General features: G+C 66.0%; 22 protein-coding genes. 14 read left to right on the top strand and 8 right to left on the bottom strand.

Features of this window, described 5'->3' with window-relative positions; genetic code table 11:
• Positions 1 to 2 precede the first annotated feature (2 nt).
• The 8 genes from ACVCNR_RS23455 (at position 3) to ACVCNR_RS23420 (ending at position 9,900) form a co-directional block, all read left to right on the top strand.
• A complete protein-coding gene (locus tag ACVCNR_RS23455) occupies positions 3 to 3,752 on the top strand; it encodes a nitrate reductase subunit alpha (protein WP_447076744.1) in 3,750 nt (1,249 codons plus the stop codon).
• The gene (gene narH / locus ACVCNR_RS23450; protein WP_354196210.1) at positions 3,749 to 5,269 is read left to right on the top strand and encodes a nitrate reductase subunit beta; all 1,521 of its coding nucleotides are present in this window, start codon (positions 3,749 to 3,751) and stop codon (positions 5,267 to 5,269) included. The genes ACVCNR_RS23455 and narH overlap by 4 nt, the downstream gene beginning before the upstream one ends.
• Positions 5,266 to 5,952, top strand: coding sequence for a nitrate reductase molybdenum cofactor assembly chaperone (gene narJ, locus ACVCNR_RS23445; protein WP_447076743.1), 687 nt, complete (start codon positions 5,266 to 5,268; stop codon positions 5,950 to 5,952). Before narH ends, narJ begins: the two co-directional genes overlap by 4 nt.
• 13 nt (positions 5,953 to 5,965) lie before the next feature.
• Positions 5,966 to 6,703, top strand: a complete 738-nt coding sequence (gene narI / locus ACVCNR_RS23440; protein WP_447076742.1) for a respiratory nitrate reductase subunit gamma — start codon at positions 5,966 to 5,968, stop codon at positions 6,701 to 6,703.
• Complete coding sequence (locus ACVCNR_RS23435; protein ID WP_447076741.1) at positions 6,700 to 7,536, top strand: peptidylprolyl isomerase; 837 nt, start codon at positions 6,700 to 6,702, stop codon at positions 7,534 to 7,536. Before narI ends, ACVCNR_RS23435 begins: the two co-directional genes overlap by 4 nt.
• On the top strand, positions 7,533 to 8,816 hold the full coding sequence (locus ACVCNR_RS23430; RefSeq protein ID WP_447076739.1) for a molybdopterin molybdotransferase MoeA: 1,284 nt from the start codon (positions 7,533 to 7,535) through the stop codon (positions 8,814 to 8,816). Before ACVCNR_RS23435 ends, ACVCNR_RS23430 begins: the two co-directional genes overlap by 4 nt.
• A gap of 7 nt (positions 8,817 to 8,823) precedes the next feature.
• Positions 8,824 to 9,381, top strand: coding sequence for a DUF2478 domain-containing protein (locus ACVCNR_RS23425; protein WP_447076737.1), 558 nt, complete (start codon positions 8,824 to 8,826; stop codon positions 9,379 to 9,381).
• A 123-nt stretch (positions 9,382 to 9,504) separates the two neighbouring features.
• A complete protein-coding gene (locus ACVCNR_RS23420; RefSeq protein WP_447076736.1) occupies positions 9,505 to 9,900 on the top strand; it encodes an ArsR/SmtB family transcription factor in 396 nt (131 codons plus the stop codon).
• Positions 9,901 to 9,911: 11 nt separating this feature from the next.
• Here the strand turns inward: ACVCNR_RS23420 and ACVCNR_RS23415 are convergent, their stop codons facing one another.
• The 3 genes from ACVCNR_RS23415 to ACVCNR_RS23405 all read right to left on the bottom strand — a co-directional run bounded on the left by ACVCNR_RS23415 (position 9,912) and on the right by ACVCNR_RS23405 (position 11,139).
• Positions 9,912 to 10,388: an RrF2 family transcriptional regulator gene (locus ACVCNR_RS23415; protein ID WP_447076735.1), complete on the bottom strand. Its 477-nt coding sequence runs from the start codon at positions 10,386 to 10,388 to the stop codon at positions 9,912 to 9,914.
• 178 nt (positions 10,389 to 10,566) lie between these two features.
• On the bottom strand, positions 10,567 to 10,845 hold the full coding sequence (locus ACVCNR_RS23410) for a hypothetical protein (RefSeq protein ID WP_354196194.1): 279 nt from the start codon (positions 10,843 to 10,845) through the stop codon (positions 10,567 to 10,569).
• Positions 10,846 to 10,860: 15 nt separating this feature from the next.
• Positions 10,861 to 11,139 carry a hypothetical protein gene (locus ACVCNR_RS23405; protein ID WP_354196192.1) on the bottom strand — a complete coding sequence of 93 codons (279 nt, stop codon included), beginning with the start codon at positions 11,137 to 11,139 and terminating at the stop codon, positions 10,861 to 10,863.
• Between the two features lie 200 nt (positions 11,140 to 11,339).
• Between ACVCNR_RS23405 and ACVCNR_RS23400 the strand changes: the two genes are divergently transcribed.
• From ACVCNR_RS23400 to ACVCNR_RS23380, 5 genes are all read left to right on the top strand, one after another.
• Complete coding sequence (locus ACVCNR_RS23400; protein WP_447076734.1) at positions 11,340 to 11,594, top strand: DUF2249 domain-containing protein; 255 nt, start codon at positions 11,340 to 11,342, stop codon at positions 11,592 to 11,594.
• A gap of 56 nt (positions 11,595 to 11,650) precedes the next feature.
• On the top strand, positions 11,651 to 13,006 hold the full coding sequence (locus ACVCNR_RS23395) for a hypothetical protein (protein WP_447076732.1): 1,356 nt from the start codon (positions 11,651 to 11,653) through the stop codon (positions 13,004 to 13,006).
• A 17-nt stretch (positions 13,007 to 13,023) separates the two neighbouring features.
• Positions 13,024 to 13,563, top strand: a complete 540-nt coding sequence (locus ACVCNR_RS23390) for a DUF2249 domain-containing protein (RefSeq protein WP_447076730.1) — start codon at positions 13,024 to 13,026, stop codon at positions 13,561 to 13,563.
• A gap of 30 nt (positions 13,564 to 13,593) precedes the next feature.
• Complete coding sequence (locus ACVCNR_RS23385; RefSeq protein ID WP_447076728.1) at positions 13,594 to 14,220, top strand: NifU N-terminal domain-containing protein; 627 nt, start codon at positions 13,594 to 13,596, stop codon at positions 14,218 to 14,220.
• 285 nt (positions 14,221 to 14,505) lie between these two features.
• Positions 14,506 to 14,784 carry an usg protein gene (locus ACVCNR_RS23380; RefSeq protein WP_447076727.1) on the top strand — a complete coding sequence of 93 codons (279 nt, stop codon included), beginning with the start codon at positions 14,506 to 14,508 and terminating at the stop codon, positions 14,782 to 14,784.
• Positions 14,785 to 15,102: 318 nt separating this feature from the next.
• On the opposite strand, the gene ACVCNR_RS23375 is transcribed toward ACVCNR_RS23380, so the two are convergent.
• Complete coding sequence (locus ACVCNR_RS23375; RefSeq protein ID WP_447076726.1) at positions 15,103 to 15,579, bottom strand: Lrp/AsnC family transcriptional regulator; 477 nt, start codon at positions 15,577 to 15,579, stop codon at positions 15,103 to 15,105.
• A gap of 139 nt (positions 15,580 to 15,718) precedes the next feature.
• Between ACVCNR_RS23375 and ACVCNR_RS23370 the strand changes: the two genes are divergently transcribed.
• Positions 15,719 to 16,738 (top strand): 1-aminocyclopropane-1-carboxylate deaminase, encoded by a 1,020-nt coding sequence (locus ACVCNR_RS23370; protein ID WP_447076725.1) that lies wholly within the window; start codon positions 15,719 to 15,721, stop codon positions 16,736 to 16,738.
• A 37-nt stretch (positions 16,739 to 16,775) separates the two neighbouring features.
• On the opposite strand, the gene ACVCNR_RS23365 is transcribed toward ACVCNR_RS23370, so the two are convergent.
• From ACVCNR_RS23365 to ACVCNR_RS23350, 4 genes are read right to left on the bottom strand one after another with little or no spacing between them, the layout of a single operon-like run.
• Positions 16,776 to 17,570, bottom strand: a complete 795-nt coding sequence (locus tag ACVCNR_RS23365) for a class I SAM-dependent methyltransferase (protein WP_447076724.1) — start codon at positions 17,568 to 17,570, stop codon at positions 16,776 to 16,778.
• Entirely contained in the window at positions 17,567 to 18,007 is a 441-nt protein-coding gene (locus ACVCNR_RS23360) for a pseudoazurin (RefSeq protein ID WP_447076723.1), read from the bottom strand. The genes ACVCNR_RS23365 and ACVCNR_RS23360 overlap by 4 nt, the downstream gene beginning before the upstream one ends.
• 10 nt (positions 18,008 to 18,017) lie before the next feature.
• Positions 18,018 to 18,782: an ABC transporter ATP-binding protein gene (locus tag ACVCNR_RS23355; protein WP_447076722.1), complete on the bottom strand. Its 765-nt coding sequence runs from the start codon at positions 18,780 to 18,782 to the stop codon at positions 18,018 to 18,020.
• On the bottom strand, positions 18,779 to 19,804 hold the full coding sequence (locus tag ACVCNR_RS23350) for a FecCD family ABC transporter permease (protein WP_354196408.1): 1,026 nt from the start codon (positions 19,802 to 19,804) through the stop codon (positions 18,779 to 18,781). Before ACVCNR_RS23350 ends, ACVCNR_RS23355 begins: the two co-directional genes overlap by 4 nt.
• Positions 19,805 to 19,824: the final 20 nt, after the last annotated feature.

The following is a 19,824-nucleotide window of genomic DNA, read 5'->3' as shown; positions in this document are numbered from 1 at the left end:
CCATGAGCCATCTTCTGGATCGCCTGAATTTCCTGACATCGCTGCGCAAGGACACCTTTGCCAACGGCCATGGCCAGACGACGATCGAGAGCCGCGACTGGGAGGACGCCTATCGCCGGCGCTGGCAGCACGACAAGATCGTGCGCTCCACCCACGGCGTGAACTGCACCGGTTCCTGCTCCTGGAAGATCTACGTCAAGTCGGGAATCGTGACTTGGGAAACGCAGCAGACCGACTATCCGCGTACGCGGCCGGACCTGCCGAACCACGAGCCGCGCGGTTGCGCGCGCGGCGCTTCCTATAGCTGGTATCTCTACAGCGCCAACCGGGTGAAGACACCGCTGATCCGGGGCCGGCTGATGCGCCTGTGGCGCGAAAAGCGCAGGACCATGAGCCCGGTCGAGGCATGGACGGCGATCCAGAACGACCCGGCGGCGCGCGAAAGCTACACCCGCATCCGCGGCAAGGGCGGCTTCGTGCGGGCGAACTGGGACGAGGCGACCGAGATCGTCGCCGCCGCCAATGCCTACACGACGCGCAAATACGGTCCCGACCGGGTGTTCGGCTTCTCTCCGATCCCGGCCATGTCGATGGTTTCCTATGCGGCCGGCACCCGCTATCTGTCGCTGCTCGGCGGCACCTGCATGTCGTTCTACGACTGGTATTGCGACCTGCCGCCGGCCAGCCCCCAGACGTGGGGCGAGCAGACCGACGTGCCCGAATCCGCCGACTGGTACAATGCGGGATATCTGCTTCTGTGGGGCTCGAACGTGCCGCAGACGCGCACGCCCGACGCCCATTTCTACACCGAGGTGCGCTACAAGGGCACCAAGAGCGCCGTCATCTGCCCGGACTATTCCGAGGCCGCCAAGTTCGCCGACATCTGGCTGAACGCCAAGCAGGGCACCGATGCGGCGCTGGGCATGGCCTTCGGCCACGTCATCCTGCGCGAGTTCCACCTCGACCGGGAGGTGCCCTATTTCGAGGACTACTGCCGCAAATATTCCGACATGCCGATGCTGGTGCGCCTCGACCGGCAGGGCGGCCGGCTGGTGCCCGGCCGGCAGTTGCGGGCGGCCGATTTCGCCCGTTCGCTGGGCGAGAAGAACAATCCCGACTGGAAGGCGGTCGGGCTCGACGAGATTTCCGGCAAGGTCGTGGTGCCCAACGGCTCGATCGGCTTCCGCTGGGGCGAGACCGGCAAGTGGAACCTCGAGGAGAAGGCCGGCAAGGACGACATCCGGCTCAAGCTCAGCCTGATCGCCGCGGCGGATCACGACGAGGTGGCCGGCGTCGACTTCCCTTATTTCGGCGGCGCAGCGACCAACGGCTTCGCCGTCGACGACCGCGGCGAGGTGCTGACCCGCAACGTGCCGGTGAAGCGGCTCAAGCTGGCCGGCGGCGAGGAGGTGCTGGTCGCCACGGTGTTCGACCTCCTGTGCGCCAACTACAGCCTCGACCGGGGCCTCGGCGGCGCCCATGTCGCCGCCGACTACGATGCCGACGTGCCGTTCACGCCGGCCTGGGCCGAGCGCATCACCGGGGTTCGCCGCGACAAGATCGTCCAGGTGGCACGGGAATTCGCCGACAACGCCGAAAGGACCAACGGACGTTCCATGGTCATCATCGGCGCGGCGATGAACCACTGGTTCCACATGGACATGAACTATCGCGCCGTCATCAACATGCTGGTGATGTGCGGTTGCGTCGGCCAGTCGGGCGGCGGCTGGGCGCATTATGTCGGGCAGGAGAAGCTGAGGCCGCAGACCGGCTGGACGGCGCTGGCCTTTGCCCTCGACTGGGCGCGACCGCCGCGCCACATGAACTCCACCAGCGCCTTCTACGCCCATACCGATCAGTGGCGGTATGAAACCGTACGCACGCAGGAGATCCTGTCGCCCACCGCGCCGGCGGGCGACTGGAACCAGCTCAGCCTCATCGACTTCAACATCCGCGCCGAACGCATGGGCTGGCTGCCTTCCGCGCCCCAGTTGAAGACCAATCCGCTGGAGGTCGGCCGCGCGGCGAAGGCGGCCGGTGTCGAGGCGAAGGACTATGTGGCCGAGCGCCTGAAGTCGGGCGAATTGCAGATGTCCTGCGAGGACCCGGACGCGCCCGAGAACTGGCCGCGCAACCTGTTCGTGTGGCGTTCCAACCTGCTCGGTTCCTCCGGCAAGGGCCATGAATATTTCCTCAAGCACCTGCTCGGCACCGACCACGGCGTGCAGGGCAAGGATTTGGGGTGGGAGGGCGACCTGCGGCCCGTCGAGGCCGTCTGGCATGAGCAGGCTCCGGAAGGAAAGCTCGACCTTCTGGTCACCATCGACTTCCGCATGTCCACCACCGCCGTCTATGCCGACATCGTCCTGCCGACGGCGAGCTGGTACGAGAAGGACGACATGAACACGTCGGACATGCATCCGTTCATCCACCCGCTGCAGGCGGCGGTGGACCCGGCCTATGAGTCGAAGACGGACTGGGAGATCTTCAAGTCCATCGCCAGGAAATTCTCGGAGGTGGCTCCGGAAATCCTCGGCGTCGAAACGGATGTGGTGCAACTGCCGCTCCAGCATGACAGCCCCGGCGAGATCGCGCAGGGCGTGGTGCGCGACTGGAAGCGCGGCGAATGTGACCTGATCCCCGGCCAGACAGCGCCCGCCTACATCGCCATCGAGCGCGATTATCCCAACCTCTACAAGCGCTTCACGGCGCTCGGACCGCTGATGGAGAAGATCGGCAATGGCGGCAAAGGCATCTCCTGGGACACCAGGGACGAGGTGCACCACCTGAAGGCCCTCAACGGCACGGTGACCGAGGAGGGTCCCACGCGTGGCATGGCCCGCATCGAGACCGCCATAGATGCGGCCGAGGTGGTGCTGATGTTGGCGCCCGAAACCAATGGCGAGGTGGCGGTGAAGGCCTGGGATGCGCTGGCCAAGGCCACCGGCCGCGACCATCGGCATCTGGCCGAGGTAAAGGAAGACGAGAAGATCCGCTTCCGCGACATCGCCGCCCAGCCGCGCAAGATCATCTCCTCGCCCACCTGGTCGGGGATCGAGAGCGAGGAGGTCTGCTACAATGCCGGCTGGACCAACGTCAACGAACTGATCCCGTGGCGCACCGTCACCGGGCGCCAGCAGCTCTATCAGGACCATGAATGGATGCGCGCCTTCGGTGAGGGCTTCGTCACATGGCGCCCGCCGGTGGACCTGAAGACCGTGGGCGCGGCGGCGACGCGCGCGCTGGCGGAAGGCGAGCCGCATGTGGTGCTGAACTTCCTCACCCCGCACCAGAAGTGGGGCATCCATTCCACCTACACCGACAACCTTTTGATGCTGACCCTCAACCGGGGCGGGCCGGTGGTGTGGATTTCGGAGGTCGACGCCAGGAAGGCGGGCCTTGTCGACAATGACTGGGTGGAGGTCTTCAACACCAATGGCGTCATCACGGCCCGCGCCGTGGTCAGCCAGCGGATGAAGGAGGGCTCGATGTTCATGTATCACGCCCAGGAGAAGATCGTGAACACGCCCGGCAGCCAGATCACCGGCAAGCGCGGCGGCATCCACAACTCCGTCACCCGCATCGTGCTCAAGCCCACCCACATGATCGGCGGCTATGCCCAGCTCGCCTACGGCTTCAACTACTACGGCACGGTCGGCTCCAACCGCGACGAGTTCGTGATCGTGCGCAAAATGTCGAAGGTCGACTGGCTCGACCGGCCCGCAACCCAGACCACGGAGGCAGCGGAATGAAGGTACGTGCCCAGATCGGAATGGTGCTGAACCTCGATAAATGCATCGGGTGCCACACCTGCTCCGTCACCTGCAAGAACGTGTGGACGAGCCGCGAGGGGGTGGAATACGCTTGGTTCAACAATGTCGAGACCAAGCCCGGCATCGGTTATCCCAAGGACTGGGAGAACCAGAAGCGCTGGAACGGCGGCTGGACCCGCACCCGTTCGGGCGCGCTGCAGCCCAGGCAGGGCAGCAAATGGCGCATATTGGCGAACATCTTCGCCAATCCGGACCTGCCCGAGATCGACGATTTCTACGAGCCCTTCGACTTCGACTACGACCACCTGAAATCCGCGCCGGAAATGCAGGCGTTCCCGACCGCGCGCCCCCGCTCGAAGATTTCGGGCGAGCGCATGGAAAAGATCGAATGGGGCCCGAACTGGGAGGAAATCCTCGGCGGCGAGTTCGAAAAGCGCTCCAGGGACTACAATTTCGAGGGCATCCAGAAGGAGATCTACGGCCAGTACGAGAACACCTTCATGATGTACCTGCCGAGGCTGTGCGAGCACTGTCTCAATCCGGCCTGTGTCGCCTCCTGCCCGTCGGGCGCGATCTACAAGCGCGAGGACGACGGGGTCGTGCTGATCGACCAGGAAAAATGCCGGGGCTGGCGCATGTGCGTCTCGGGCTGCCCCTACAAGAAAATCTACTACAACTGGTCGACGGGCAAATCCGAGAAGTGCACGCTGTGCTATCCGCGCCTGGAGAGCGGCCAGCCGACGGTCTGCTCGGAAACCTGCGTCGGGCGCATCCGCTATCTCGGCGTGATGCTCTACGACGCCGACCGCATCGCCGAGGCGGCGAGCGTCGAGAACGAGGAGGATCTCTACGACGCCCAGCTCGGCGTCTTCCTCGACCCGAACGACCCCCAGGTGATCGCCGCCGCCCGTGCCGAGGGCGTTCCCGAGGACTGGATCAGGGGCGCGCAGAAATCGCCGATCTGGAAGATGGCGATGGAATGGAAGATCGCCTTTCCGCTGCATCCCGAATACCGCACCTTGCCGATGGTCTGGTACGTTCCGCCGCTGTCTCCGATCCAGAATGCGGCCGAAGCCGGCCGGATCGCCGCGCAGGACAACATGCCCGACGTGCGCTCGCTGCGTATTCCCGTGCGCTATCTCGCCAACATGCTCACCGCCGGCGACGAGGCGCCGGTCGTCTCGGCGCTGGAACGCATGCTGGCCATGCGCGCCTATATGCGCTCGAAAACGGTGGACGGCGTTGTCAATCTGGGCGTAGCCAAGCGCGTCGGCCTGGTGCCGCAGCAGATTGACGAGATGTACCAGCTTCTGGCCATCGCCAATTACGAGGACCGTTTCGTCATCCCGACCACCCATCGCGAACTGGTCGAGGACGCCTATGACCTCAAGGGTGGCTGCGGCTTCACCGACGGCAACGGCTGCTCGAGCGGGCATTCGCCCCAGTCGCTGTTCGGCGGCAAGAAGTTCCGCAGCCCGCAGGAGTTCATCGCATGAAGACGTTCAAGGCCCTGTCGGCCCTGCTCAGCTATCCGAGCCGCGATCTTCAGCAGGCGGTCCCGGCGATCAGAACGGTGCTCGACGAGGGCGTGCTGCCGGAAGCCGCCGTCACGGCGCTGGAGCCGCTGCTCGCCTCGCTGGAGACACAGGACATCTACGACCTTCAGGAACGCTACGTGCTCCTGTTCGACCGCTCGCGCACCCTGTCGCTTAACCTGTTCGAGCACATCCACGGCGAAAGCCGCGACCGGGGCGGGGCGATGGTCGACCTGCTTGAAACCTATCGCGCCGGCGGCTTCGACCTCGCCGGGCCCGAACTGCCCGACCATCTGCCCGTGCTTCTGGAGTTCCTGTCCACCCGGCCGATTGCGGAAGCGCGCGAAATGCTGGCCGACGCCGGCCACATCCTCGTCGCGCTGGCTGAGCGTCTGGCACGGCGCGGGACCGCCTATGCGGCAGTGCTGGAAGGGCTGGTCGCCTTCGCCTCCGCTAATCCGGAAACGGAAGAAGCGCAGGCGCTGTTGTCCCAGCAGGACGACAATCCCGAGGATCTGGCCGCCCTCGACGCGGTCTGGGAGGAGACGCAGGTCACCTTCGGGCCCGATCCGAATGCGGGCTGCCCGGTCAGCCGCGACATCCTTGCCCGGATGGACCCGCCACCCGCGCCCGGCATGCAGTGAACAGGAGGCGCAGATGCACAACTTCCTCTTCGGTATCTATCCCTATATCGCCATCACGGTGATGGTGATGGCCAGCATCGCCCGCTACGAGCGTGACCCCTTCACCTGGAAATCGAAGTCGAGCCAGATCCTGCGCAAGCGGCAGTTCATCGCCGGCTCGGTGCTGTTCCATGTCGGCGTGCTGATGATCTTCGCCGGCCATCTGGTCGGATTGCTGACGCCGATCCAGATCTTCGATTTCCTGGGCGTCGGCCATGGCGCCAAGCAGCTTCTGGCCGTCGCCGCCGGCGGCGTGGCGGGGATCATGGCCCTGGTGGGCGGCCTTCTGCTGCTGCACCGGCGGCTGTTCGATCCGCGCATCCGCGCCAACTCCACCCTTGCCGACACCGGCATCATGATATTGCTGATGATGCAGTTGCTGCTGGGGCTCGCAACCATCATCGTCTCGCTCGGCCATCTCGACGGGGAGGAAATGGTGAAGTTCATGAACTGGGCACAGAGCATCATCTATCTGCGCGCCGGCGCGGCGGACTACATCGTCGATGTCAATCCTCTGTTCAAGGCGCACATCGTGCTCGGCCTGACCATCTTCCTGCTGTTCCCCTTCACCCGGCTCGTCCACATGTTCTCCGCGCCGATCCGCTATCTGTGGCGGCCGGGCTACCAGATCGTGCGCTCGCGGCGCGGGGCCAGGCCGGCGGGCACCGGGCTGACGCCGCTGCCGCGGCCGGGCATGGAGCCGGGCGAATGAGGGTCCTCGATCGCACCAACGCCCCGGTGCCGGTCACCGTCAACGGCATCGTGATCGCCCCCGAGGCGATCGCGGCCGAGGCGCAGAACCATCCGGCGCCGAAGGGCAAGCCGGCCTGGGCCTGGAAGGCGGCGGCGCGGGCGCTGGTGCTGCGCGAGGTGCTGTTGCAGGAGGCGAGGGCGCGCCAGATCGCGCCGGCGCCGGTCGAACTGGCCGAAGGCCAATGGGAGACGGAGGAAGAGGCGCTGATCCGCCAGCTTCTGGAAAGCGCCATTCCTCCGGCAGTAATCGACGAGGACGAATTGCGGGCGATCTACGACGACGCGCCGGACCGGTTCCGGGGGCCCTCGCTGTTCGAGGCCGCGCATATCCTTTTTCCCGCCGCGCCCGATGACGCGGAGGGCCGCGCCGCCGCGAGGTCGCGCGCCGAAACGGTACTGGCCGAACTGCATCGCGATCCGCGCCGCTTCGCCGCGCTCGCCGCCGAGCACAGCGCCTGCCCCTCGCGCGCCAATGGCGGCATGCTGGGCCAGCTTGCCTCGGGCGATACGGTGCCCGAATTCGAAGCGGCACTTTGCAGCATGGACGAAGCAAGCATTTCCGGCACACCGGTGGAAAGCCGCTACGGCTTCCACCTGATCCGGCTGGACGCGCGCGTGCGTGGCGAGGTCCTGCCTTTCACCACTGTGCTGCCGCATCTGCGCCAGGCACAGGAAAAGGCGGACTGGGTGCGCGCCAGCCGCGCCTATGTCGAGGAACTGGCGGCACAGGCCGAGGTCACAGGCATCGACCTTGCAGACCACCTTGCCAAGGAAGCGAGATTATCAGCATGACTTCTTCATCTGCCTTGCCCGATCCTTTCTATTGCGGCTGCGAAACCGAACCGGAACCGGGGAAGCTGGTTTCCGTCGATGTCGCCCTGCGCCAGGGGCTGGCGCTGGCCGAGCCGGTGGCCGGGGTGGAGCGCCTGCCGCTCGACCAAGCCCATGGGCGGGTGCTTGCCGAAGCGGTACGGGCTCAAAGCCCACTGCCGCTGTTCGACAATTCCGCCATGGACGGCTACGCCATCCGCCTTGCCGACCTCGTCGGCACGGGGCCGTGGCGCCTGCCGGTGTCGGGGCGCGTGGCGGCCGGCGATGCCGGCAGCGAGCCGCTTCCGGCAGGCACCGCCTTGCGCATCTTCACCGGCGCGCCCGTCCCGCCCGGCTGCGATGCCGTGGTCATGCAGGAAGCGACACGGCCGGAGGGCAACATGATCCGGCTGGACAGGCGCCCCGCGCCGGGCGAAAGCATCAGGCACGCCGGCGAGGACCTTGCCGCCGGCACCGAGATCGTGCCGGCCGGGCGCTGCATCGGCCCGCGCGCGGCGGCGCTGCTGGCTTCCGCGGGCTGCGGCGAAGTCGCCGTGCGCCGCCGCATCCGCGTCGCCTTCTTCAGCACCGGCTCCGAACTGTGCGCGCCCGGCACGCCGCTGGCCCCGGGGCAGATCTGGAATTCCAACCGCTACCACCTCCAGGGTTCCCTCGATCTGCCCTGGGTGGAGGCGATCGACATGGGTGCCATCCCCGACCAGCCCGACCGGCTGCGGGAGGCACTGGAACAAGCGTCCCGCAAAGCCGATCTGGTGGTGACCACCGGCGGCATTTCCGTCGGCGACGAAGACCATATGCCGGCGGTCCTGCGCGCTGCGGGCGGCGTCATCCACGTGATGAAGGTGGCGATGAAGCCCGGCAAGCCGCTGATCATCGGGCGGATCGGCGCCGCGCTCTATCTCGGCCTGCCGGGCAACCCGGTTTCGGCCTTCGTGACCTGGCACGTGATCGGAGCCCGCATCGCCGAAGCCCTGGCGGGGCTGACGGACGGCGCGCCGCGGCGCATCATCGTGCGGGCCGGCTTCGACCGGGTGCGGTCGCCGGGGCGCTGCGAGTTCCTGCCGGCCCGCCTCGGCAGCTATGACGGACATGGCACGCGGGCGGTGGAGATTGCCACCTCGGAGGTTTCGCATCGGGTGGCGCTGCTTGCGCAAGCCGACGGCCTGCTGCTGATCCCGTCGGAAACAGACCGCATCCAACGTGGCGACATGCTGGAATTCCTGCCCTTCCACGAAGGATAGAGCCGTGATGAAACTGGGCTACGTGACCGTACAGGGGAAGGGCCGCATCGACCTGCTGTTGGCCGAGGTCGTCGAACGGCTGGAAGCCCGTGGCATGGCCCTGGCCGGAACCGTGCAGACCAATATCGAGCGGCACGACCGCCCCCGTTGCGACATGGATCTGCGCCTGCTGCCCGACGGCCCGGTGGTGCGCATCAGTGTCGACCGCGGGGCGGAAGCGCGCGGCTGCCGGCTGGATGCCGGGGCGCTGGAGCAATCGACGCTGTGGGTTGCCGGCGCGCTGGCGAAGGCCGAACTGCTGGTGGTCAACAAATTCGGCAAGCAGGAAGCGGAAGGCAAGGGTCTGGCCGGCTGCATGGCACATGCCCTCGAACGCGGGCTTCCCGTGCTTGTGGGCGTCAACGGGCTGAACCTGCCGGCGTTCCTCGAATTCACAGACGGAATGGCGCAGCAATTGCCGCCCGATGCCGCGCGGGTTGCGGACTGGTGCCTCGCCGCGGTCGCCGAGACGGCTCTGCCGGAAATCCGCCGCGACACCCGCATGGCGGGGCTTCCATCAGCCTGATCCAACAGCCGCGGTTCGGCCGGAGGTGCAGCCATGCATCGATATCGCTTCTGTTTGATCCAGGCCAAATAGAAGCGTCGGCAAAACGCCTATGGTGCGTTTCATCGCAATCCGGAGAAGCCGATGGAACTCGATCTTCACCCCTCTGCCGGTCGGTCCGCCTCCTCTCGGCACCGCAACCCCTATTTCGGCGCGGATCCTGCCGATGCTTCGACCAATTGGGCACGAGAGGTCAGCGAAATCCTCAAGGCGGCCGCCCATGAGGGCCGCTTCCTCATCCTGACCATCCTCACCCATGGCGAGAAGTCGGTGTCCGAACTGGTGAAGGCGGTAGAACTGCCGCAATCGGTGGTTTCCTGGCATCTGGCCCGCTTGCGGCTGGGCAATCTGGTCAAGACCAGAAAGGATGGCCGGGTGGTCTACTATTCGCTTGCGGGGGCCGAAATTCCGGCGCTGGTCAAGATATTCAGCGCCTTCGCGAGCGACGGCATGAAGCAGGACGGCCTGCCCGCCGCATAGCGCGCGTGGAATCAGGACCGGGCATCCGCAGCAAGGAAATCAGGCCCGCGCATCACCGTTTCGGAGGCCTGCGACCTGTTGAAGGCGTTCTGGGAGAACATCAGGTCCGCGACAGTATAGCGGTCGAGGGTCGCCACGAAGGAGTTCAGCGCTTCGTTGAGGACATTGGGAAGGCGGCAACACCTGCTGATGATGCACTGGTTGCCCGTGGCGAAGCACTCCACCAGGGCGAAGTCCGGCTCTGTCGCCCGCACAACGGCGCCGAGATTGATCTGTTCCGGCGGCATGGCGAGCCTGAAGCCGCCCGACCGGCCGCGAACGCCTTGCAGATAGCCGCCTTTCGTCAATATGTTGACCACCTTCATCAGATGAGCCCTCGAAATCCCATAGACTTTCGCAGTCTCCTCGATGGTGATCAGCCGGTCGCCGGCCATGCCCGCATACATCAGCACCCGCAGGGCGTAGTCGGTGAACATCGTCAGTCGCATGTAACCCCATCCAGCGCGGCGCCGTCGGCAGGCCGCCCATGTTAGCAACAATCGGTCACATCTGGCACCATAAGATGGATTGGGAAAGCATCTTATCACCAGCCGGCGAAGCCAGGCCCGCACGGTGCGAATGCCCCATCATGCAGGCCAGAGCCGCGAAGGGAGCTGTGGCCGACCTTCAGGCGGCAAGCGCAACCGGTTCGTCCGGCTTCCGATCCCGGGCAGACGCCTCGATGCGCGCGGCGCGCGCCATCCAGTCCCAGAGCAAACCCTGGTCCTCCTTGGAGAAGCGGGCTCGCCGCTTCAGGTCCTCGAAGGAATCGCCCGGGTGGCAGCGGTCGAACTCGGCGGCGATCAGGGCTTCGTGGCGCAGGCGCGTAGGAGCGTCGTCCGGCCCGATTGCCTGCGTGAACCCATTCAATGCCATATACAACCGGTCTTCGGCGAACTGCGTCATCGCTTTCTCCTTTGCCTATGCATGCCTGTCGCGCTCCATCGCCTCCATGGCGACGATCAGCGCGCCGCAGTCGGCGCATGGCCCTGCCCATGGCCCGGCATTGGCCGCCGCATGGAGCCGTTCGAGCCGCAGATGCCAATCCAGGCGCCGTTCCGCATTGTCGTCCGGCAGCGGTACCAGGACCACGGACGGTGGCACGACACCCGTCGCCCGCATGCCGCACAGGCACATGAGGCGTCTGGTCATCACGCCCGCCATATCCATGACCGTTTCGCGGGGTCGAGGCCTGTCCATGGCATCGTCTCCTTCAAGGTCTCGCCTTCCGGCGGCTGGCGGGCCGGGGCGGAAAGAACCATGCCCGGCACCCAGCTTCATGCCGGCTACGGTAGCCCGTAAAAGATATATTGACAATATATCTTTTGAGGCGAAGATTGAATGCGCATCCGCAAGGATCGTCCTTCCTCAACCAGAGAGATTTTCCAAAGAGGCTTCCCATGAGTGATTCACCCAGCACACCTGACGTCATCGACGTTCGCGTTCTCGTCCCGGCCGAGCGGCATGCGAGGATTTTCGCACTTGTCGACTCGCTGCAGCCCGGCGCCTCCTTCCTCCTCGTCAACGACCATGATCCGAAGCCGCTGCGCTACCAGCTCGAGGCCGAATATCCGGGAGAGTTCTCGTGGACCTATGTCGAGCAGGGGCCGCAGGTCTGGCGCGTCGAGATCGCCAAATTCGCCAAGGCCGCCTGAACCCATTCACCCGTGGCGCCGGTCTCCGCCGGCGTCACGCCGCCGAGGCCATGGTCATGACCGGTGTCAGTCTTTCACGCTGGACGATGTCCTACTTTGCCGCCGCGCTCGCCGCGCTGGTCCTCGGCGAAGCGCTCATGCTCGCCGGATACGGCTTTCCCGCCGCGCCGCTACGCGCGCCGCAGACGCTGGTGCTCGTCCACCTGATCGCCATCGGCTGGCTCAGCCTGCTGCTGTGCGGCGCGCTGTTCCAGTTCGTGCCCGTTCTGGTGGCACGCAATCTTCACAGCGACACGCTGCCGCTGCCCGCGCTGGTTCTGCTGGTGGCCGGCCTTGGCCTGCTGCTTTGCGGCTTCCTCCAGCTTGCCGGCACCATCGCGCCGACGCCGTCGCTGCTGCCCTATGCGGCGACAGCGCTGGCGGCCGGCTTTGCGATCGTCCTCTACAATCTCGGCCGCACCCTGTGGGCGGCGCGCCCGCTGCCGCTGCCGGCGCGCTTCGTCGCCGTCGGGCTTGCATGTCTTGCGGCGACCGTCACGCTCGGCGCCATCTTCAGTTTCGCCTTCGCCGCCCTGTTGCCATCGTCGGCGCTTGCCGCCGTCGCCGCCTCCGGCCTTCCCCTCCATGTCATCGCCGGGCTGGGAGGCTGGCTGACCTTCGTGGCGATGGGTGTCGGCTATCGGTTGCTGGCCATGTTCATGCTCGCCCCGGAGCTTGACGGGCCGCGGCCGCGCACGGCGCTCTGGCTGGGGGCAGGCGCCCTTGCCGTCGCCATCGTCGGGGGGCTTGTGCTAATCCTCCTCGACATTTCGGTCTTCCCGGCACTTCTGGCGAGCGCCGTCCTGGGCGCCGTCTCTCTCGCGCTCTACGGCGCGGACATCGTCTACCTCTATCGCGCCCGCAAGCGCCGCATCATCGAGCTGAACAGCCAGATGGCGGCACTGGCCCTGCTTTCGCTTGCGACGGCGGCGGTATTGGGCGCCGTACTGCTCGCCCTCGGCCTCTTCTTCGACCAGATCGGCACGCTCGTCTTCCTTCTGGCCTTCGGCTGGCTTGGCGGGCTCGGCCTCGCCAAGCTCTACAAGATCGTCGCCTTCCTGACCTGGCTGGAATGCTACGGGCCGGTGCTCGGCAAGCAGCCGACTCCGCGTGTGCAGGACCTTGTGGTCGAAGCCCGCGCCCACAAATGGTTCCTCCTCTACTATGCCGCCGTCTGGAGCGGCAGCGTGGCGCTTGCCATTGCGCAGCCCCTCTTGTTCCGACTGGCGGCAGGCGCCATGCTGGTCGCGACCGTCGCCATCGCGGCCCAGCTAGTGCGCACGCGCCTGCTGTCGGACGTGGCCGCCGGCAACCGGTTGCCCGAAGGCGCGCATCGTCCCCATCTTCTCATTTCCCTTGCCGCCACAGGCTGATGACAGGAGCCTTTCCGATGACCGATATCTTCGTTGACCTCGACGTCCGCCCGATCCTGCGCGACGGCGGGGAACCCTTGTCCGAAATCATCCAGGCCGTCGAGGCATTGGCGCCGCACGAGGGCTTGCGGCTGCTGGCCCCCTTCAAGCCGGTGCCCCTGTTCCAGCTTCTCGGCAACCGGGGCTTCAGTTATGAGGCGCGCGAGATCGGGGAGGGCGACTGGGAGGTGCTGTTCCATCGTTCCGAAGCGCCCGCCGCCCATCCCGGGCCCTTGCCCCAAACAACCGGTGCAGGCGATGCCGACGGCTGGCCGGAGCCGGTCCGGCACATGGACAGCCGCGACCGCGAGCCGCCCGAGCCGATGGTGCTGATCCTGGCCGCCCTCGAAACGATGGAGCAGGGTGAAGTGCTGTCGGCGCTGCTGTGCCGCGAACCGATCTTCCTGCTGCCGGAACTCACCAAGCGCGGCCATGCCTGGCGCGGCGGTTTCGAGCCTGACGGCACCACCTACCGGATACTCGTGCGCAATGGTGGCGCCCATGATGCGGCGGCCTAGAACGCAGCCGCAGAACCACCGAGGCCAAGCATGTTCATCCAGACCGAAACGACAGGCGACGACGCGACCCTGAAATTTCTGCCCGGCCGGCAGGTCCTGCCGCACGGGACACTTGAAATTCGCGACCGGGCGGAGGCCGGCCGCTCGCCACTGGCTGCGAAACTGTTCGAGATCAGGGGCGTGGCGGCCCTGTCCTTCGACGCGGACTCCATCACCATCACCCGCAATGCCGGCGACTGGCGGCACCTCAAGCCGGCCCTGCTCGGAATCATCATGGAGCATTTCATGTCGGGGGCGCCCGTCGTCCTCGAGCCTCTGCGCAAGCCGCCGCCGCAGGAAGACACGGAACCCAGCACACTCGCTGCGAAGATCGAGGATGCGCTCAGGCTGGTGATCGACCCCGAACTCGGCTTCAACATCATCGACCTCGGCCTCGTCTATGACGTGGTCGTCGAGGACGGCGCCACCGCCACCATCGTCATGACAACGACCACCCGGGGCTGCCCGGCGACCAATTACCTCAAGGACGGCGCGCGTGAGGCGGCATGGGCGGTGGAGGGCATCGAGTTCGTCGACGTGAAGCTCACCTATGAGCCGCCGTGGGAGCCGGACATGATGAGCGCCGCGGCCAAGGACCATCTCGGCATCGCCGATTGAGACCGCACGCATCCGCTTTCTGGCACTCGCACTGAGTTGGTGCTAGTGCCATGGAATCACGAAGTTTTTTGAAATCGTGAAGCATTGCCGGCTTGAATTTGCAGGGCAATCGGCGACAATTCCAGAAGGGTGGGTGACCGAGCGCGAATCGGGTGGCGCAAGGAAAAAGGTTAAGGAGTTCGATCGCGCCGGAAAAGTTCGCATCATCCGCTCCGACCGTCGCCTTGCGACCGGGGCAGGCACGGTTCCGAGGGAACCAGCCCGGACCATGGGAAGGATGCGCCGATGGCCACCACGGTCAGCAGGGATTTCGAACTCCAGTTGAAGGGCTACGGCCTGACCACGGCCGAAATCCACTACCACATGCCCGATCACCCGAGCCTGCTTCAGCTCTACATCTGGCAGGAATACGATCTGGCGCCGCATTTCCCTGAATTGCGGGGTTTCCTGGACTACTGGACCCGGGAGCTGGACGGCCCGCTGCATTCGGTGCGGGTCGCCCATCACCACCTGATCAAGCCTTCCGAATGGCAGGCGGTCGACGGCATCATCACCCTGCATTGAAGTTCGGGTAGAAGCAGGAGAGGGCTTTCAAAAGGACAGCTATGCCCGCAGGGGAGCAGTCCACATGGTGCGCGTCGCGGGAAGGGGGCGACCCCGCGGCGGCGCCCGGGCCGGCTCGCACAGGGATGCGCACAGCGATTCCAAAACACCTCGCACCGCCTGCTTTCGAGACGATGACGGATGGTCTGGCCGTCGCGGCCACCGCTGAAGCTGCTTTCTCCGGTCAAGGAGTGCCGGCCGTTTCCCACCGGGAACGGATCGCACGATATACGGCGCTGGCGCTTCAGCCCTGCAATCGGCCACGCCTGCCTTCACGCATCAGAAATGCAGGCGTGCATTGTCCTTCACCTCCTTCATGACGAAGAAGGTGCGGGTCTGGCGCACGCCCGGAAGGGCGATCAGCTTCTGGCCGTGCAGCTTGTTGAAATCGGCCATGTCGCGCACCCTGATCTTCAGCAGATAGTCGAAATCGCCGGCCACCAGATTGCAGTCGAGGACATCCTTGATTTCCAGAACCGCGGCCTCGAAGGCGGCGAAGCTTTCGGGCGTCGAGCGGTCGAGCACCACGCCAACCATCACCACGGCGCCAAGGCCGACGGAGGCCGGCGCGATTTCCGCCCGCACGCCAGTGATGTGCCCTTCTTCGAACAGGCGCTGCGTGCGCCGGTGGCAGGTGGCGGGGCTGACATTCACGCGCGCGGCGAGCTCGGCATTGGTCAGTCGTCCGTCCGCTTGCAGGGCGCGCAATATCTTGATGTCGGTGCGGTCCAAAACAATTGTGGAAGAATCTTCCATAATCCTACCAGAAATAATGAAAATCATTGGATATATCGCCTCATAGCAGATTTATGGCGTTCTGATCAGTCAAAATTAGAGAGCACCTTTCATCCAGATTGCCCTACCTTGCGCCTCGAATTCGCAACGGAGCCCGTCAATGTCCCTGCTTGAAAAATTCGAACGCTACCCGCTCACCTTCGGCCCGACACCCATCGAGCATCTGCCCCGGCTGAGCGAGGCGCTCGGCGGCAAGGTCGAGGTCTGGGCCAAGCGCGACGACTGCAATTCGGGCCTCGCCATGGGCGGCAACAAGCTGCGCAAGCTCGAATATATCGTGCCCGACGCCATCGCCTCGGGTGCCGACACGCTGGTGTCGATCGGCGGCGTACAGTCGAACCACACCCGCATGGTGGCGGCCACCGCCGTCAAGATCGGCATGAAATGCGTGGTCATCCAAGAAAAATGGGTGCCGCATTACGATGCGGTCTACGACCGTGTCGGCAACATACTGATGACGCGCCTGATGGGCGCGGACAGCCGCCTCGTCGAGGACGGCTTCGACATCGGCATCCGCAAGAGCTGGGAAGACGCCATCCAGTCGGTCAAGGATGCGGGCGGCAAGCCCTATCCCATCCCGGCCGGCGCCTCGGTGCATAAATTCGGCGCGCTCGGCTATGTCGGCTTCGCCGAGGAAGTGGCGCAGCAGGAAGAGGGGTTGGGCTTCAAGTTCGACTACATCGTCGTCTGCGTCGTCACCGGCTCGACCCAGGGCGGCATGATCGTCGGTTTCGCCGCGCAGGACCGCGCCGACCGGGTGATCGGCATCGACGCCTCCGGAACCTGTGACCAGACCCGCGCGCAGGTGCGCCAGATCGTCGACGGCACTGCCGAACTGGTGGGCCTCGGCCGCGCCATCCGCGAGGACGAGATCGTCATCAATCCCGACTATGCCTATCCGGCCTATGGCGTGCCCTCGGAGGAAACCAACGAGGCGATCCGGCTTGCCGCGCGCACCGAGGCGATGATCACCGATCCTGTCTATGAAGGCAAATCCATGCAAGGCCTGATCGACCTGACGCGCAAGGGCTTCTTCCCCCAGGGATCGAAGGTGCTCTATGCCCATCTTGGCGGCGCGCCGGCCCTCAACGGCTACAGCTACTACTACCGGGAAGGCTGACAACGCCGCCGGCCGGATCGCGGATACACCGGGGGCGTCAGGGCAGTGGTCGCCGCGCGCTCAGGATGAAGCGGCGGTAGACGCGCGTGCGCAACCGGTTGCGCAGGTCGGCGCCTTGCCGTTGCGCCCTGGCGATAGCGTCATGCGACTTGTAGCGGACGTCCACGAAGCCGGCCTCGGCTAGAAGCGCGGCAAGCCCGTCATAGGTCAGGCCCTCGCCGAAGGGGAGGGCGCGCATGATCTTGGCGTGCCTGTCGCTGAGCGCGCCGTCGTAGTAGGGGTCGGCTCCGTGGATGCGGTCGAGCAGCGCGACCAGCCGCGCGAACAGGCGGCCCGTCAGGCTGGGCTTCGTCCAGTCGCCGTCATAGACGAGCAGCCGGCCGCCGGTTCTCAGCAGGCGCAGCCATTCGCGGAACGTCGCCTGTGGGGCGGTCAGCGTCCACACAAGATGACGACAGACGATGGCGTCGTAGGCGGCATCCGGTTCCATGGTGTTTTCGGCATCGGCAAGGATGAAGCGCAGCCGCTCCTTGCCATTGTGCTTGGCGCGCGCCACCTCCAGCATCGCCTCCGAGAAGTCGAGCGCGGTGACGTCGTGGCCGAGATCGTGGATCAGCCGCGTGACTTCGCCGGTGCCGCAGGCGAGCTCCAGCACCTTGAGCGGTTCCTCGCCCAGCGTGTCGCGGATCGGCCGCTGCCAGGCGCTGAATTCTGCCTCGGAGAATATGCCGTGCCCGAAGGCGAGATCGAAGGTCTCGGCGCGCTTCGACCAGTAGGAGCGGATCTCCTCCTTGAGGTCGAAATTGCCGGCATGCGGCAGAGGCGCGTTCATTTCCCGAACCCGTTGCGGCCGAGGATGTCCTCGAAGCGCTTCCTGGCGCGCTGGGGCACATTGTCGGCCGGGAAGGACGCCGGCCGGGCCGCATCGCCGACGCGGATGACCATCACCATGCCCATGCCGTAATGCGGCGAGCACTTGATGCCGTAGAAACCTTCCTGATCGAGTTTGATCTCGATCTCCTCATTGATCTGGCCGAGGAAGCCGGGATTTCCCTCCGGCACCATGCCGTCGATCGTCGCGGCATTATGGCCGCTGGTCGTCTTGATGAACTTCACCGTGTCGCCGGGCGCAACCTGCAGGAAATCCGGCTCATAGACCATCGGGCCGGTCTCGTTGCGGTTCAGCATCTTCACCTCATGCATTCCGGCGACGGCGGGCGCTGAGGGGACAAGCAAGGCAAAGATAAGAGCGGATGCGGCGATGCGCATGGCATTCCTTTCAGCGTATGTGATCGAGACGGAAAATCCGGGCGCCGTCGGCGGGGTCGACGACGATGCTGGCGCGCACGCCGAACACCTCCGCGATGCGCTCCACGTCCAGCACCTCCTCGGGCGCGCCGAGTGCCACCAGCCGCCCGCCAGCCATGACGCCGACGCGGTCGCAGGTGAGCGCCTGGTTGAGGTCGTGCAGAGCGATGATCGACGTCACCGGCAGGGCCGCGACTAGCTTCAGGATCGAAAGCTGGTGGCGCACGTCGAGATGGTTGGTGGGCTCGTCGAGCAGGAGGATGCGCGGGCGCTGCGCCAGCGCGCGCGCCAGATGCACGCGCTGCTTCTCGCCGCCCGACAGCGTGGCCCAATAGCGCTTCTCGAAACCGTGCAGATCGGCGTCGGCCAGCGCCTCGGCGACGATGCGGTCGTCCTCATGCGACCATGGTTGCAGCGGCGTCAGCCATGGCGTGCGGCCAAGCTCCACCGCATCGCGCACGGTGATCGCCTCGCCGGTATCGGCCTGCTGTTCGAGATAGGCGATCTTCTGCGCCGCCAGCCGGCGCGGCAGGGCGCCGAGCGGCTGGCCTTCGACCGCGACCTCGCCGGCCGTCGGCTTCAGGATGCCGGAGAGCAGCCGCAGAAGCGTGGATTTTCCGGAACCATTGGGCCCGACGAGCCCCAGCGTTTCCCCCTCATGCACGGCAAGGTCCACGCCGCCGACGATCTGCGTGCGGCCCACGCGCCAGCCCAGATTGCGTGCCTGAAGGATCATGGCCGGCGCCGCCCCCTGAGGAGGATCAGGGCGAAGGCCGGCGCGCCGACCAGCGCGGTGATGACGCCGATGGGCAGCACCTGTCCGGGGATCATCGTGCGCGAAAGCACGTCGGCGGCGATCAGGAAGGCGGCTCCGGTCAGCGCCGTCGCCGGCACCAGCCGGCCATGGCGCACGCCGACCACGAAGCGCGCCGCATGCGGGATGACCAGCCCGACAAAGCCGATGGAGCCGACGATGGAGACCATGACGGCGGTGACGAGCGCGGTCAGCCCGATCAGCACCGTCTGCACGGTGCGCACCGGAATGCCCAGCGAAGCGGCGGATTCGGCCCCGAAGGCGAAGGCGTCCAGGGCGCGCGCATACCACACGCAGGCGATAAGGCCTATGGCCGCGACAGGCACGGCCAGCGTCACATCCGGCCAGCGCACGCCGCTCAGATTGCCGAGCAGCCAGAACATGATGCCGCGCGCCTGCTCGGCGTTGGCCGACTTGGTGATGATGAAGGAGGTGAGCGCGTTGAAAAGCTGCGAGCCGGCAATGCCGGCCAGGATGATCTGCCCGGTGCCGCGCGCCGAAACGCCGCCACCGGCCGCCCGTGCCAGCAGCGCGACCAGCAGGAAGGCGGTGAGCGCGCCGGCGAACGCCCCGAGCGACATGGACACCGCCCCACCGCCGATGCCGGCGATCGTCACCGTCACCGCACCGGTCGAGGCGCCGGCGGAGATGCCGAGCAGATAGGGATCGGCCAGCGCGTTGCGCAGCAGCGATTGCAGCACGAGGCCGGACAGCGCCAGCCCCGCACCACAGGACGCGGCCACCAGCGCGCGCGGCAGGCGATAGTTCCAGACGATGCCCATGTCGATCGGGTCGAGCGGATAGGCGGCGCCCAGCACCTTGTTGGCCAGCGTCTGCACCACGACGGACAGCGGAATCGCAGTCTCGCCGATGCAGGTGCCGGCAAAGACCGTCGCCGCCAGCACGACGATGCCGGCCGGCCAGCGCCACCACAGGCGCGCCATGGAATGCTGGCCGGCAGCGG

The organism is Aquamicrobium terrae, from assembly GCF_052978165.1.
The sequence above is the reverse complement of the archived record's forward strand: the minus strand, read 5'-3'. Positions and strand labels throughout refer to the sequence as shown.

Excerpts from the sequence above, each read along its gene's own strand:
- ACVCNR_RS23455 (WP_447076744.1), top strand. The coding sequence starts at position 3 with ATGAGCCATCTTCTGGATCGCCTGAATTTCCTGACATCGCTGCGCAAG.
- narH (WP_354196210.1), top strand. The coding sequence starts at position 3,749 with ATGAAGGTACGTGCCCAGATCGGAATGGTGCTGAACCTCGATAAATGC.
- narJ (WP_447076743.1), top strand. The coding sequence starts at position 5,266 with ATGAAGACGTTCAAGGCCCTGTCGGCCCTGCTCAGCTATCCGAGCCGC.
- narI (WP_447076742.1), top strand. The coding sequence starts at position 5,966 with ATGCACAACTTCCTCTTCGGTATCTATCCCTATATCGCCATCACGGTG.
- ACVCNR_RS23435 (WP_447076741.1), top strand. The coding sequence starts at position 6,700 with ATGAGGGTCCTCGATCGCACCAACGCCCCGGTGCCGGTCACCGTCAAC.
- ACVCNR_RS23430 (WP_447076739.1), top strand. The coding sequence starts at position 7,533 with ATGACTTCTTCATCTGCCTTGCCCGATCCTTTCTATTGCGGCTGCGAA.
- ACVCNR_RS23425 (WP_447076737.1), top strand. The coding sequence starts at position 8,824 with ATGAAACTGGGCTACGTGACCGTACAGGGGAAGGGCCGCATCGACCTG.
- ACVCNR_RS23420 (WP_447076736.1), top strand. The coding sequence starts at position 9,505 with ATGGAACTCGATCTTCACCCCTCTGCCGGTCGGTCCGCCTCCTCTCGG.
- ACVCNR_RS23415 (WP_447076735.1), bottom strand. The coding sequence starts at position 10,388 with ATGCGACTGACGATGTTCACCGACTACGCCCTGCGGGTGCTGATGTAT.
- ACVCNR_RS23410 (WP_354196194.1), bottom strand. The coding sequence starts at position 10,845 with ATGACGCAGTTCGCCGAAGACCGGTTGTATATGGCATTGAATGGGTTC.
- ACVCNR_RS23405 (WP_354196192.1), bottom strand. The coding sequence starts at position 11,139 with ATGGACAGGCCTCGACCCCGCGAAACGGTCATGGATATGGCGGGCGTG.
- ACVCNR_RS23400 (WP_447076734.1), top strand. The coding sequence starts at position 11,340 with ATGAGTGATTCACCCAGCACACCTGACGTCATCGACGTTCGCGTTCTC.
- ACVCNR_RS23395 (WP_447076732.1), top strand. The coding sequence starts at position 11,651 with ATGACCGGTGTCAGTCTTTCACGCTGGACGATGTCCTACTTTGCCGCC.
- ACVCNR_RS23390 (WP_447076730.1), top strand. The coding sequence starts at position 13,024 with ATGACCGATATCTTCGTTGACCTCGACGTCCGCCCGATCCTGCGCGAC.
- ACVCNR_RS23385 (WP_447076728.1), top strand. The coding sequence starts at position 13,594 with ATGTTCATCCAGACCGAAACGACAGGCGACGACGCGACCCTGAAATTT.
- ACVCNR_RS23380 (WP_447076727.1), top strand. The coding sequence starts at position 14,506 with ATGGCCACCACGGTCAGCAGGGATTTCGAACTCCAGTTGAAGGGCTAC.
- ACVCNR_RS23375 (WP_447076726.1), bottom strand. The coding sequence starts at position 15,579 with ATGGAAGATTCTTCCACAATTGTTTTGGACCGCACCGACATCAAGATA.
- ACVCNR_RS23370 (WP_447076725.1), top strand. The coding sequence starts at position 15,719 with ATGTCCCTGCTTGAAAAATTCGAACGCTACCCGCTCACCTTCGGCCCG.
- ACVCNR_RS23365 (WP_447076724.1), bottom strand. The coding sequence starts at position 17,570 with ATGAACGCGCCTCTGCCGCATGCCGGCAATTTCGACCTCAAGGAGGAG.
- ACVCNR_RS23360 (WP_447076723.1), bottom strand. The coding sequence starts at position 18,007 with ATGCGCATCGCCGCATCCGCTCTTATCTTTGCCTTGCTTGTCCCCTCA.
- ACVCNR_RS23355 (WP_447076722.1), bottom strand. The coding sequence starts at position 18,782 with ATGATCCTTCAGGCACGCAATCTGGGCTGGCGCGTGGGCCGCACGCAG.
- ACVCNR_RS23350 (WP_354196408.1), bottom strand. The coding sequence starts at position 19,804 with ATGGCGCGCCTGTGGTGGCGCTGGCCGGCCGGCATCGTCGTGCTGGCG.